The 13,409-nt window shown below is 67.4% G+C and carries 12 protein-coding genes; 3 read left to right on the plus strand and 9 right to left on the minus strand.

From position 1 onward, the window contains the following. Entirely contained in the window at window positions 1–489 is a 489-nt protein-coding gene (locus tag AC07VS_RS07515) for a DUF1294 domain-containing protein (protein WP_494657509.1), read from the plus strand. Here AC07VS_RS07515 and AC07VS_RS07520 read toward each other — a convergent pair. The 9 genes from AC07VS_RS07520 to AC07VS_RS07560 form a co-directional block, all read right to left on the minus strand. Then, window positions 471–1,361: a transglutaminase-like domain-containing protein gene (locus tag AC07VS_RS07520; RefSeq protein ID WP_494750597.1), complete on the minus strand. Its 891-nt coding sequence runs from the start codon at window positions 1,359–1,361 to the stop codon at window positions 471–473. The two genes, AC07VS_RS07515 and AC07VS_RS07520, sit on opposite strands and share 19 nt — an antisense overlap. 279 nt (window positions 1,362–1,640) lie before the next feature. After that, the gene (locus AC07VS_RS07525; RefSeq protein ID WP_492346287.1) at window positions 1,641–2,603 is read right to left on the minus strand and encodes a cation diffusion facilitator family transporter; all 963 of its coding nucleotides are present in this window, start codon (window positions 2,601–2,603) and stop codon (window positions 1,641–1,643) included. A 39-nt stretch (window positions 2,604–2,642) separates the two neighbouring features. Continuing rightward, on the minus strand, window positions 2,643–3,329 hold the full coding sequence (locus AC07VS_RS07530; RefSeq protein ID WP_494750598.1) for a class I SAM-dependent methyltransferase: 687 nt from the start codon (window positions 3,327–3,329) through the stop codon (window positions 2,643–2,645). 115 nt (window positions 3,330–3,444) lie between these two features. Next, a complete protein-coding gene (locus AC07VS_RS07535) occupies window positions 3,445–4,449 on the minus strand; it encodes a tripartite tricarboxylate transporter substrate binding protein BugD (protein ID WP_494750599.1) in 1,005 nt (334 codons plus the stop codon). Between the two features lie 185 nt (window positions 4,450–4,634). Then, window positions 4,635–5,510 (minus strand): HpcH/HpaI aldolase/citrate lyase family protein, encoded by an 876-nt coding sequence (locus AC07VS_RS07540; protein WP_494750600.1) that lies wholly within the window; start codon window positions 5,508–5,510, stop codon window positions 4,635–4,637. Beyond that, a complete protein-coding gene (locus AC07VS_RS07545; protein ID WP_494750601.1) occupies window positions 5,507–6,910 on the minus strand; it encodes an MmgE/PrpD family protein in 1,404 nt (467 codons plus the stop codon). The genes AC07VS_RS07540 and AC07VS_RS07545 overlap by 4 nt, the downstream gene beginning before the upstream one ends. Window positions 6,911–6,953: 43 nt before the next feature. Next, complete coding sequence (locus AC07VS_RS07550; RefSeq protein ID WP_492346282.1) at window positions 6,954–8,138, minus strand: CaiB/BaiF CoA transferase family protein; 1,185 nt, start codon at window positions 8,136–8,138, stop codon at window positions 6,954–6,956. A gap of 782 nt (window positions 8,139–8,920) precedes the next feature. Beyond that, window positions 8,921–10,084 (minus strand): acyl-CoA dehydrogenase family protein, encoded by a 1,164-nt coding sequence (locus AC07VS_RS07555; protein ID WP_494657515.1) that lies wholly within the window; start codon window positions 10,082–10,084, stop codon window positions 8,921–8,923. A gap of 52 nt (window positions 10,085–10,136) precedes the next feature. Then, on the minus strand, window positions 10,137–11,024 hold the full coding sequence (locus tag AC07VS_RS07560) for an HTD2 family dehydratase (RefSeq protein WP_494657516.1): 888 nt from the start codon (window positions 11,022–11,024) through the stop codon (window positions 10,137–10,139). 142 nt (window positions 11,025–11,166) lie between these two features. Between AC07VS_RS07560 and AC07VS_RS07565 the strand changes: the two genes are divergently transcribed. Both AC07VS_RS07565 and AC07VS_RS07570 read left to right on the plus strand, forming a co-directional pair. Then, window positions 11,167–12,060 (plus strand): LysR family transcriptional regulator, encoded by an 894-nt coding sequence (locus tag AC07VS_RS07565; protein WP_494657518.1) that lies wholly within the window; start codon window positions 11,167–11,169, stop codon window positions 12,058–12,060. A gap of 140 nt (window positions 12,061–12,200) precedes the next feature. Then, window positions 12,201–13,409: a multidrug effflux MFS transporter gene (locus AC07VS_RS07570; protein WP_494657519.1), complete on the plus strand. Its 1,209-nt coding sequence runs from the start codon at window positions 12,201–12,203 to the stop codon at window positions 13,407–13,409.

Consider the following 13,409-nt stretch of genomic DNA (forward strand, 5'->3'; position numbering starts at 1 on the left):
GTGACCGCTTCACGTCCCCCACGCCCCACCCACCGCACGGGGCACCCACCGCCCCGCCCCGGATCAGGCCCGCGCCAGCGCCCCCCGGTGCGCTGGCGCAGCAGCAGCGTGCTGGCGTTGTCGGCCGGCATCACCCTGTATGTGGCTGCCAGCCTGCGCTGGGAGGTGCCCTGGGGTGCCGGAGGGGTCTATGCCGTGATGAGCCTGGTCTGCTACCTGAGTTATGCCGCCGACAAATCGGCGGCCCGCAGCGGCCAGTGGCGCACCAGCGAACGCACCCTGCTGTGGCTGGGCTTGGCCTGTGGCTGGCCCGGCGCCATCCTGGCGCAGGAGCGCCTGCGCCACAAATCGGCCAAGCTGCGCTTTCGCGGCTGGTTCTGGCTGACCGTGGTGCTGAACCTGATGGGCTTTGCCCTGCTGTTCACCCCACTGGTGCCCGACTGGACACCGATCTACCCGGCCGCTCTGACTCAGCGCACCCAGTACTGAGGCAGGTTCTGCCCGTCGGTGGACACGCCTTCGCTGCGCCGATACGGCAGCATCGAGCCGGGCTGGGTGGTCAGCTGGGCCGCGATCTCGATGTGCGGTGGCTCTGAACTGACCGCCCCGAAGATGGTCGCAAACGAGGCATCCGCCGCATCATGCCCGGTGCCGATGCGCACAAAGCCCATCGGGATGGCGGTGCCGGAGGGGTCGAACAGGTACCAGTTGTGGCCCAGATAAGCCTCCACATAGGCATGGAAGTCGGTCGGGCCCAGGGTTGGGTCAGCCCCGAAATCAATGCCGGTGGTGAAGCGTGCCGGGATGTTGACGGCGCGGCACAGCGCAATCATCAAATGGGCAAAGTCGCGGCACACGCCCACGCCGTCGCGCAAGGTGTCGATGGCCGAGGTCATCGAGTTGCTGCTGCTCGACTTGAACAGCACCCGCTGCTGCACCCACTGCTGGATCGCCTGCACCCGGGCATAGCCATGGGGCAAGGTGCCGAACTCGCTCATGGCCAGGGCGTTGAGCAGGTCCGACTGGCAGTAGCGGCTGGGGTACAGGTAGGTCAGCACCTCGGGGGGCAACTGGGCCACCGGCACCTCGGGGATGGCAGCAGGCGGCAGTATCAGGTGGTCCAGGTCCACCGTGGCCCGGTAGCTGACCTCCAGCGGCCCGGGCAGGGCGCTCAGGCGCAGGCTGCGCGCCTGGGTGGCCGGGTCGGTGTGCATCAGCAGGGGCAGGGGCTGGCTGACCAGCAGTTGCTCGTGCAGCACCCACTGGCGCCGGGTGTGGGCCAGCTGGATGTTGAAGATGAAGTCGGCCCCCGGGGCGGCCACCACGTAGCGCAAGGCAATCAGAAGTTCAAGGCGGACCATGGCTCAACCCGCCCCATGAAGAAGGCCGGCACGGCCAGGGCGGAAAAACGAAGAGGGCATGGGGATCCAGACAATAAAAAGGAGAACGCACCGGGGACGTCAAGCGTCACCCGGGCTGGCCTGAAGATGCAGGCAAGAAGCAGGCCCGGTCACGGCGGCCGGGCGCTTGGGCCAGGGGGTTGGGCGGGATTTGTGAGGGCCAGGGCGCAACCGACCCGCCCCATGGTACGCCCTGGCGGCCCCAGCCCAAGGCGCATGCCCATCCGAGCAGAGCAGGGATCAGCCGACAGACCCCGTCTGGGCCGGCAACTGGTGATCCAGATCGGGGCGCTTCCAGGGGTCGACGTGCGTCATCAGGTTGAGCACGCGGTGACGTGCCATCACGCGGTGCTGGGCGGCCACGGCGATGTCATGCCCGGCCTCCACGGTGAGCTGCGCATCCACCTCGATGTGGGCATCGACCACGATCATGTCGCCCATGCGCCGGGTGCGCACATCGTGCACACCGATCACACCGGGGGTCTCGACCAGGGTCTGGCGGATGGCGGCCACCTCTTCTTCGTCCACGGCCCGGTCCATCAGATCGTGCAAGGCATCCCAGCCAAACTGCCAGCCCATGCGGCCCACCATCAGGCCCACGATCAGGGCGGCAATCGGGTCGAGCAGCGGAAATCCGGCCAGATTGCCCGCAATGCCGGCCCCCACCACCAGCGATGAGGCCGCATCCGAGCGCGCATGCCAGGCGTTGGCCACCAGCAGGCTGGACTTGACCCGCTTGGCGATCATCAGCATGTAGCGGAACAACAACTCTTTGGACACCAGGGCGGCCCCGGCCACCCACAAGGCCACGCCGTGCACCTGGGGCACCGAATCGGGGCTTTGCAGCTTGAGCACGGCCGCCCAGAGCATGCCAGCGCCCACGGCCAGCAGAATCACCCCCAGCACCAGCGAGGCCGCAGTTTCGAAGCGCTGGTGGCCGTAGGGGTGGTCTTCATCGGCCTCTTTCTGGCTGTGGTGGTTGGCGAACAACACCACCGCGTCCGACACCAGATCCGACAGTGAATGAATGCCATCGGCCACCAAGCCCTGGGAATGGGTCAAGGCCCCGACGGCGATCTGGGTGGCACTGAGCGCCGTGTTCACCACCACACTGACCCAGGTGCTGCGGGATGCCGCGGCCGAGCGCTCGGCGCTGCTGTATTGGGTGTCTTCGTGGTCAGGTGGGGCGTCTTTGAATTGCATGCGGGAAATGGCGTCTGGCAGGAGCGCCGGAAAGCTCGGTCAGCCCCGATTGTGCCTGCCCGGCCGCGGCGCCGCTGAAATGGGCACGCGGCCACTGGCCACGTACACGGTGTTACCCAGATGGGTCTGCAGCGACAGATCGATGCCTCGGTCGGCCAAGGGGCGCCAGGGCTGGTCCAGCCCGTGCAGCGTGGTGACCGAATGCAGGGCGGCCAACCAAACCAGGCCATTGAAGACCCCCCAGCCCGCCGGCGCCCATTGCAGCCCGGTGGCGACCACCCGGGCTCCGGGGCGCAGATGGCCCAGCACATGATCCACTGCGGCGGGCGTCTGAAGAATGTCGTGGGTGAAATGGAACAGGGCGGCATCCGCCCCGGACGGCAAGGCCGCCTGCTCGATCGGGGCACAGGCCAGGCTCACGTTGCGCCAGCCATGGCGCTGCACCCGGCGGCGCGCCTCGTCCACCATTTCGGGGCATTGGTCCACCGCCACCACCTGGCCTTGCGGGCCCACGGCGGCTTGCAGCAGTTCCAGGCTCATGCCGGTGCCGCAGCCCAGGTCCAGCACCGTCTGCCCAGGCTGCAATTGCAAGGTGGCAATGGCCTCGGCCCGGATCGCGTCGTACGGCGCCAATTGCAAGTCGTAAATGCCCGCGCGCCAGCGGTAAAGGCCCTGCGACGCCGCAGTATCAGGGGCGGGTTGGCGTTCTTCGGTTGCGCGGGACATGGCGGGCCTCCGTGAAGTGGACAGCCCACTCTAACCCGGCAGCGCTTTGGCGTCCATGCGCTGACGCAGGGCCGCCCTACCCCGCTGAACCCACGCCCAGCCCACTGCGTCGCGCTCAGTCGGCGTAGATGCCAGCCTTGCGGATCACCGGCCCCCAGCGGTTGATTTCGGCTTCAAGGTGGGTCTTGAGGCCGTTGGGGGTGATCTTGTCGATCGGGGGAACGTCCGAGCTCAGATCGGCCAGGCGCTTGGTGACCAGGGGATCCTGCAGTGCTGTGCGCAGCGCGGCATTCAGCTTGTTGATCACCTCGGTTGGCGTGCCCTTGGGGGCATACATGCCGTGCCAGACCTTGACGTCAAAGCCCTTCAGGCCCTGTTCGTCGAGGGTGGGCACATTGGGCAGGGCCGAAAGCCGGTTCAGCGTGGTCACCCCGAACACCTTGATGCGCCCCTCCTTGATCATGGGCACCGTCTGGGTGGTCTGGTCACACAGCAAATCGACCTGCCCGCCCAGCAAGTCGTTCATGGCCGGGCCGGTGCCCTTGTAGGGGATGGTGTTCAGGTCGATGCCGATGGTGCTCATGAAGATCAGCCCGCACAGGTGCGACACCGCCCCCAGGCCGGCATTGGCGAGCGTCACCTTCTCCTTGTTGGCCTTGATGTAGCTCAGCGCCTCCTGCAGGTTGTTGGCCGGGAAGTCCTTGCGGGCCAGCAGGGTCATGGGCACGTCGACCACCTGGCCGATGTATTCAAAGTCCTTGAGCGGGTCGAAGCTGAGCTTCTTGTACAGCGCCGGCGCCGTGGACATGCCCATGTGGTGCAGAAAGATGGTGTAGCCATTGGGTGCAGCGCGCGCCGTCTTGGTGGCGGCAATGGTGCCGCCCGCGCCCACGGCGTTTTCGATCAGCACGGTCTGCCCCAGGGCCTTGCCCATGGGGATGGCGATCAGGCGCGCCACCACATCGGTCGGGCCGCCGGCCGCAAACGGCACCAGCATGGTGATGGGCCGGTCAGGGAACACCTCGGCACGGGCCGGACCGGCGCCCACCAGGGTGGCTACGGCCAGCGCCGCCAAGCCGGTGCGCATCAGGGATTTGAAAGGGTTGACGTTGAATGTCATGGTTCTTGTCTCTCGGTTCTGTGGATCTCATCAAGGCCGGCACGGTCTGCGCCCGCCCTTTGCTTCACTGCTCTCACACCGCAGTGCCAGGCGCTCTCCCCGTGATGTCGTTCTCGTTCTGAACACATGGTGCGCCGCCTCGTGGCCGACCGGCACTAGGCCTAACCCCGGGGCGCGCGAAGGTTTCAGGGCCCGCCTGGGCGATGCTCCAGGCCCAGCCAGCGCCGTGCCAGCGCCAGCACCGGGGCGTCGACCATGCGGCCATCCACCCGCAGGGCACCCGCCCCCAAAGCATCGCCTGCGGCCTCGGCAGCCGCCAACACGCGGCGCGCCCAGTCGCACTCCGCCGCGCTGGGCGCCAGGCCCTGGTGCACGGCCTCAATCTGGCTGGGGTGAATGCACAGCTTGGCGCCAAAGCCCAGGCGACGGGCACGGCGCGCGTCGTTCAAGGTCTGCTCGAGCTCATCCAGCGCCACGGTCACGCCATCGATCGGCGCCACCCGGCCTGCACCGCGTGAGGCCAGCACCAATTGCCAGCGGGCAGGCAGCAGTTCGGCCTCGTCCGGCCCGCAGGCCATGCCCAGGTCGGCCTGCAGGTCGATGTGGCCCAGCACCAGGCGCAGCACCTGGGGCGCCTCCGCAAGGGCCTGCAACTGCAACAGCCCCTGGGCACTTTCGATCAGGGGCAGCAGGGGCAGGCCTGGCAGGCGGCGGGCCAGCGCCTGCAGTTGGGCGGCACTCTCGGCCTTGGCCAACATCACGCCGGCCAAGCCAGGCAGGGCTTCAAGCAAGGCCAGATCGTCGCCATGCCAGGGCGTGGGCACGGCGTTCACCCGCACCAGCAGGCGCTGCCGCTCGGCCGGCCCCAGGCCGGGCCAGCACTGGGCCAGGGCCGCCCGGGCGGCCGGTTTGGCAGCCGGGGCGACGGCGTCTTCCAGGTCCAGGATCACGGCGTCGGCCGCACTGGCCAGGGCCTTGGCCAGCCGCTCGGGGCGGTCGCCAGGCACAAACAGAAAGCTGCGCGCCTCGTCCAGCGGGCGCACCTGGGGCGCCTTGCTCATGCGCCCCCCGGCAGCAACCGGCCCACCATCGGCCATTGGCCGACCTGCCAAAGGTGCTCGACCGCCTGGGCCATCTCTGCGGCCTGGGCCCCGCCGCTGAAGGCGGCCAGGCGCAGGGCCTTGGCCGTGATCTCGTCACGGCTCAAGGTGTTGCCGGGGTCACCCTTGGGCTCATCCACCCGGCCCTGGAACACCCGCCCGTCGGTGGTGTGCACCGTGACCTTGCCGATCCAACGGCGTGGATAGGCGCCATCGACCTCGGCATCCAGGCTCATGCTGACGCGATCGCGCAGCTGGCGTGTCGTCTCGCTGAGAAAGTGCGCATCAAACTCAGCCAGCCCCGCATGCCCGAACTGGGCCACCAAGGCCAGCACCGTGCCCATCGAGAACTTGCTCTGATGCACCGTGCTGGGCGACACCACCGGGCCCAGCACGTCGATCGCACCTTGGTGCACATGGGTCTGCACGGCGGCCAGGTCTTCGGGCTTCAGCGCATGCTCGCGCATCACCAGCAGCAGTGCATCGGCGGCCGGATGGGTGTGGCGGCAACTGGCGTGGTATTTGAACGAGGTCTCGGCGGTGACCCAGCGCGCGCCCAGGCCATCGACCAGGCGTGCCGGGTCGGCGTCGCTGGACATGCCGGCGGCCATGCCCTGGGGGCCGTCAAAGATGTCCGCCGCACCGGTGAAGCCATCCTTGGCCAGGTAGGCCGACATCAGGCCCGCCGCCGCCGCATGCGCGGTGTGCAGCTGCTTGGAGTCGGCCGCGGTGCGCAGAAACTCCCACAGACCGGCCGACTGGGTGCCGGCCGAACCGAAGGCGTGCTGCATCTGCTGCGCGTCCAATTCCAGCAGGTGGCCCACGGCAGCCGCCGCCGCCAGGGTGCCGGCCGTGCCCGTGGTGTGGAACACGCGGTAATGCGAACGTCCCAAAAACTCGCCCACGCGGATGCCCACCTCGTAGCCCACCACCGAGGCCGCCAGCAGATCGCGCCCGCTGCGCCCCAGGGCCTGGGCCACGGCCACGGCCGGCGGAAACACCACCGTGGCGGGGTGGAACACCGAACCGTTGTGCACATCGTCCTGCTCAGCCACATGAGAGGCGGCGGCATTGGCCATCGCGGCCAGGTAGGGGCTGTTCAGTTGCCGCTTGATCAGCACCTCGGCCCCGCCCTGTCCCAGCCTGGGCGAGCCCGCCCCCCCCGTACCACCAGCCCAGCCCATCTGCCCCGCAAAGCGGGTGATGCTTTCGACCGGACGCGAGCCATGGCCGGCCACCGCCGAGCCGAACCAGTCGACCAGCAGGTCTTCCGTCTTGCGCACCACGGTATCGGGAATGTCGTCGTAGCGCAGGCCGGCGGCGAATTGAGCCAAGGCGGCGGTGGGGGTGAGGGATGTCATGTTGTCTTGTCTCCGGAATGTTCTGGTTTCGTTGTGTGGCGGTTCAGATTGCGCCGCGCGCGCGCAGCGCCGCAACGTCGGCCTCGCTGCGACCCAGGCTGTGCAGGATTGCCTCGGTGTGCTGGCCCACGGCGGGCACGGCCTCCATGCGGTAGTCAAAGCTGCTGTGGCGCCCGGGCGGCAGCAGGGCCGGGATGGTGCCCGCAGGCGAGTCCACGTCGCGCCAGCGCTCGCGCGCCTGCAGCTGCGGGTGGGCCCACAGGCCAGCCATGTCGTTCATGCGGGCGTTGGCGATCTGGGCCTCGTCCAGCCGGGCCAGTACCTCGGCGCTGCTGAGGGCCCCGAAGGCCGTCAGGATGAGGGCCTTGAGGGCTTCGCGGTGCTCGTTGCGGCGGGCATTGCTGTCAAAGCGCGGGTCCGTGGCCAGCGCGGCATCGCGCAGCACCACGGCGCAGAACACCTTCCACTCGCGCTCGTTCTGCAGGCCCAGCATCACGGTGCCGCCGTCGCCGGCCTTGAAGGGCCCATACGGGTAGATGGTGGCGTGGGCAGCAGCGCTGCGGGGTGGCGGCATGGCGCCCTGGTAGGCGTAGTACATGGGGTAACCCATCCACTCGCCCAGGGCTTCGAGCATGGACACATCGATGTGCCCCCCCTGCCCCGTGCGGCCACGCTGCAACAAGGCCGCCAGCACGCTGCTGTAGGCATACATGCCAGCAGCAATGTCGGCCACCGAGTTGCCGGCCTTGCAGGGGTCGTCCGGCGTGCCGGTGACCGACAGAAAGCCGGCCTCGCTCTGGATCAGCAGGTCATAGGCCTTCTTGTCGCGGTAGGGCCCGTCTTCGCCGTAGCCGGAGATGTCGCACACGATCAGGCGCGGGTGGCTGTCTTTCAGGCTGTCGTAGCCCAGCCCCATGCGCGCCGCCGCACCCGGGGCCAGGTTCTGCACCAGCACGTCGGCGTCTTTCAGCAGCTCTTGCAGCACTTGCAAGGCCTCGGGCTGCTTGAGGTCCAGGGTGAGGCTTTCCTTGGAGCGGTTGACCCACACGAAGTGCGAGGCCTCGCCATTGACCCGCTGGTCATAGGCCCGGGCAAAGTCGCCCGCGCCGGGGCGCTCGATCTTGATGACGCGGGCACCCAGGTCGGCGAGTTGGCGCGTGCAGAAGGGGGCTGCGATGGCGTGTTCTAGGGAGATGACGGTGATGCCGTCGAGGGGGCGTTGGGTCATGGTGTGACTCACTGGGTGATGGGGCGCTGGTGGTACAAATGGGACGTTTGCCTTGTCCCTTGCGCCGTGGCGATGTTTCGCCGCTGCGCTCTGGTGGTTCTGCTCTTTGTTTCAGGGCGGAGGCCGGGGTTGCGGCCCGGCGGCCGCCTCACTTTCTTTGCTTCGCCAAAGAAAGTAAGCAAAGAAAGGCGACCCGAAGTCAGGGCCACTTCGTGGTTCCCTGCGCTGCTCGCGCCAGGGGGGTCCCCGCTAAACTCGCTAGCGCTCAAACAGACGCGGGGCCTGATCCCCCTGTCACTCCGCTGCTCGGCCCTGCCCCACGGGAAAGTCGGGATCGGATGCGGGCGAGCTTGCGAAGGCACTGACGAAATCAGTCGCGCCTGGGCATCCAGCGGCGCTGGTGTATCGGTGTTGGTTGTGTAGGGCAGAGCGCCAGTGCGCACCCGCGCTGCGGAGCAGCCGCGCCTTCTGATTGAAACAAAGCGGCGCCGCTGCGCAGCAGCAGCCGTCGGTTCCCGATCCCCACCTCCCGTCGGGCACGGCGAGCAGCGCAGACTTGGGCGGATAAGGGCTCGCGTCTGTTTGAGCGCAGCGAGTTTAGCGAGACCCCGCCCAAGTTGAGCAGCGCAGCGGACCCTGCGCAGCAGGGCGTGCACGTCGGGTCGCCTTTTTTTGCTTACTTTTTTTGGCGAAGCAAAAAAAGTGAGGCGCCCGCCGGGGCGCAATCCCGGCCTCCGACCTACAACAAGTAGCAGAAGCATGAGCAGTTCCAAGAACAAAACTCAGAACGACCGGGGTAACCCAAGCAAATGCTCCGCCACATACGAATAAATCAAATTCGTCGAAATCGGCGCCACCTGATACAGCCGCGTCTCCCGAAACTTGCGCTCCACGTCGTACTCGTGGGCAAAGCCAAAGCCCCCATGGAACTGGATGCAGGCATTGGCAGCCTCCCAACTGGCCTTGGCCGCCAAATATTTGGCCATGTTGGCCTGCGCGCCACAGGGCTGGTTGGCGTCGAACAACTCGCAGGCCTTGTAGCGCATCAGGTTGGCCGCTTCCACCTCGATGTAGGCGTCGGCAATCGGAAACTGCACGCCCTGGTTCTGGCCGATGGGGCGGCCGAAGACCACGCGCTCGCTGACGTACTTCGTCACGCGGTCGAGGAACCAGTAGCCGTCGCCGATGCATTCGGCCGCAATCAGCGTGCGCTCGGCATTGAGGCCATCGAGGATGTACTTGAAGCCCTTGCCTTCTTCGCCGATCAGGTTCTCGGCCGGGATCTCCAGGTTGTCGAAGAACAGCTCATTGGTCTCGTGGTTGACCATGTTCTGGATCGGCCGCACGGTCATGCCTTTTTTCTCGGCCTCGCGCAGGTCGACCATGAAGATCGACATGCCCTCGCTCTTCTTGCTCACCTCGGCCAGCGGCGTGGTGCGGGCCAGCAGAATCATCCACTCGCTGTGCTGCACCCGGCTGATCCAGACCTTCTGACCGTTGACCACATAACGGTCGCCCTTCTTGACGGCCGAGGTCTTGATCTTGGTGGTGTCGGTGCCGGTGGTGGGCTCGGTCACCCCCATCGACTGCAGGCGCCACTCGCCGCTGGCGATCTTGGGCAGGTACAGCTCCTTCTGCGCCTTCGAGCCATGGCGCAGCAGCGTGCCCATGTTGTACATCTGGCCGTGGCACGCGCCCGAGTTGCCGCCGCTTCGGTTGATCTCTTCCATGATCACCGAGGCCTCGGCCAGACCCAGGCCCGAGCCGCCATACTCGGCCGGGATCAGAGCGGCCAGCCAGCCGGCCTTCGTCAGGGCATCGACAAAGGCTTCGGGGTAGGCGCGATCGTGGTCGATCTGGCGGTGGTATTCGTCGGGAAACTCAGCGCACAGGGCGCGCACTGCGTCACGGATTTCCTGGTACTGGTCGGGGGCTTGCTTGATCATGGTGTCTCTTGTTGGAAGGGTGTCGGGCAGGCGTGGCGTGGCGTGACGCGGCTCAGAACAATTCGGCCGTGGCCTGTAGGGTCAGCCAGCCCTCGTGGTCGTTGGCCCACAGGCGCACGGTCTTGCCATCGGCCTCAGGCCGGCCATTGACGGCAAAGGGGTTCAGGTCGAAGGTGGGGCGCACGGCCTTGAAGGCGAAACGCTTGAAACGGGCCCCAGGCTGCTGGCGACGCACCAGATCGACCAGCAAGGTGGCGATCAGCGGGCCATGCACGATCAGGCCCGGGTAGCCTTCCACCCCGGTCACGTAGCGACGGTCGTAATGGATGCGGTGGCCGTTGAAGGTGAGCGCCGAGTAGCGGAACAGCAGCACATCGTCGGGCACGATCTCGCGCTGCCAGGGGGCGCCGGTTTCGGCCGCCACCGGGGCCGGTACCGGGTCACCGGGCTGGGCGGCGGCGCGGTAGACGATGTCATGTTCTTCGGTCAGGGCCAGACCCAGGTCGTTGTGCACTTCGTGCTTGACCAGCACAAACACCAGATCGCCGGTGCGGCCGGCCTTGTGCGTGACCGACTCGATGCGCGACACGCGCCGCACCGCCTGCCCCACCTGCAGGGGGTTGCCCTCTTCCCAACGAAGCCGGCCACCGGCCCACATGCGGCGGGGCAAGGGCACCGGGGGCAGAAAGCCGCCGCGCTCAGGGTGACCATCCGGCCCCAGCCCGCTTTGCCGCACCTGGGGCAGAAAATAAAGCCAGTGCCACAGCGGCGGCAGGGGCGTGCCGGGCTGCGGCGCCGGGTCGTCGCGGTCCAGCGTGGCCGACAGACCGCTGACGGGCGCGGCGCTCAGGCTGTCGTGCAGGGTTTCGGTGCGACCCTGCCAGGTCTGCAGGTGGGCCAGCAGGCTGGCGTCGACGTTGCGGAGAGAGTGTTCGCTCATGGATCGGTGGCTGGAAGGATGAAACAGACAGCCCGCATCGTCGGCCCAGCCAGGCGCACGCGCAATCATTGATTTCAAGACCAAGCCTTCGGTTTTGCCTGAGGCTGGCGCCCGACAGCGCCGTTTGGGCTAGCATGCGGTCATGCAGTTCGACCTGACCGACCTGCGCCTTTACGTGCAGACGGCCGAGGCGCTCAACCTGACCCGTGCCGCCGCCACACAGCACCTGTCGCTGGCGGCGGCCAGTGCCCGCATCAAGGCGCTGGAAGCGCATGCCGGCCTGCCCCTGTTCTACCGCGAAGCCCGGGGCGTTCGCCTGACACCGGCCGGCGAGGCCTTCTTGCACCACGCCCGCGGCGTGCTGCGCCAGACCGAGCAACTGCGCCTGGACCTGCAGGAATACACAGGCGGCCTGCGCGGCCACCTGCGGGTGTTGGCCAACACCACGGCGGTGACCGACTTCATGCCCGAGATCCTGCCGCCGTTTCTGGCCGCCAACCCGCGCATCAACGTGGACCTTCAGGAAAAACCGAATGCTGAGATTGCCCGCGGCGTGCTCGACGGGCGGGCCGATCTGGGCATCGTGGCCGGGCAGATCGACACCCTGGGGCTACAGGCCATCCATTTCAGCACCGACCGCCTGGTGCTGGTGACGGCACGCGGACACCGTTTTGCACGGCGCAAAAGCATCGCCTTTGCAGAAACCCTCGACGAAGACGCCGTGGGCATGCAGCGCGGCAGCACCATCCAGGCTTTTCTGGCCCAGGTGACCGAGCGCCTGGGCAAGCCGCTGCGCCTGCGCATCCAACTGGCCAGTTTTGACGCCATGTGCCGCATGATCGGAGCCGGCGTGGGCATCGGGGTGGTGCCGGTGAGCGCGGCGCGGCGCAACCAGCAGGCCATGAAACTGGCCCTGATTGAGCTGACCGACGCCTGGGCCGTGCGCGAACGCTATGTGCTGGTGCGCGACCAGACCGCCCTGCCCCCCTACGCCCAAGCCTTGGTAGACACACTGGTGGCGCATTACAAGGGTTGAACGGTCGATTTCCAGCCCAGCCAAGGGTTAACCCCCAATTCATCGGCACCCCGTGGTCGCATTGGCTATGCTGGCGCTCCTTTTCTCCATCAGCGCATGAACGGTACCCGCAACCTGCCGACCGGGCCTGCGCCTTCTCCATGAAATCCAACTTTTTCAAGACCGCGCTGGTGCTCGGTCTGCTTTCGGCGATCGGGCCTTTCGCCATCGACATGTACCTGCCGGCCCTGCCCTCCATCGGCCAAAGCCTGGGCGCCTCGATGGGTGCGGTGCAGGCCAGCCTGATGGCCTTCTTCATCTCGCTGGGCATCGGCCAGATCATTTATGGCCCGGTGTCCGACATGGTGGGGCGCAAGCCACCGCTGTACTTTGGCCTGGCCCTGTTTGCGCTGGGCAGCGTGGGCTGCGCTCTCGCCCCCGACATCCACAGCCTGATTGCCCTGCGCTTTGTGCAGGGCCTGGGTGCCTGTGCCGGCATGGTGGTGCCACGTGCCGTGGTGCGCGACCTGCACACCGGCCACGATGCCGCCCGGCTGATGTCGCTGCTGATGCTGGTGTTCAGCGTGTCACCCATCCTGGCGCCCCTGAGCGGCAGCCTGATCATCGAATGGGCCGGCTGGCGCGGCGTGTTCTGGGCCGTGACGGTGGCCGCCCTGGCCGGCCTGGGCTTGCTGGCCAGCAGCCTGCCTGAAACCCGGCTGCCCGAGCAACGCGCCGACAGCAGCGTGGGCGGTGCCCTGCGCGCCTATGGCCTGTTGCTGCGCGACCGCCACTTCATGGGCCTGGTGATGATCGGGGCTTTTGGCATTTCGAGCTTTTTTGCCTACCTGGCCAACTCGTCCTTCGTGCTGATCGACCACTACGGCCTGAGCCCGCGCCAGTACAGCATCGCCTTTGCCGTGAACGCGGCCTCATTCATCGGCGTCTCGCAGTTCACCGGTCAGCTCACCCGGCGCTTCGGGCTGGTGCCTTTGGTGCGTGTGGCGGTGCTGGGCTATGCCCTGACCATGGCCGCCTTGCTGGGCCTGAACCTGCTGGGCTTTGACAGCCTGGCCCTGATGATTGCCATGCTGCTGCTGGGCTACGGCTTTCTGGGCCTGGTGGTGCCCACCACCGCCGTGCTGGCCCTGGAGGAACACGGCGCCCTGGCCGGCACCGCCTCGGCCCTGATGGGCACCCTGCAGTTCGTGGCCGGCGCCACGGTGATGGCCGTGGTGGGCCTGTTTGTCGACGGCACGGCCCGCCCCATGGTGGCGGGCATCGCGGGCTCGGCCCTGATGGCGCTGGCGTTTTCGCTGGTCACGCTGGCGGGTCGGCATGACCCGGCCAGCCGACCTCAGCAGGGCTGA

This window comes from Curvibacter sp. GW821-FHT01G03 (genome assembly GCF_059422285.1).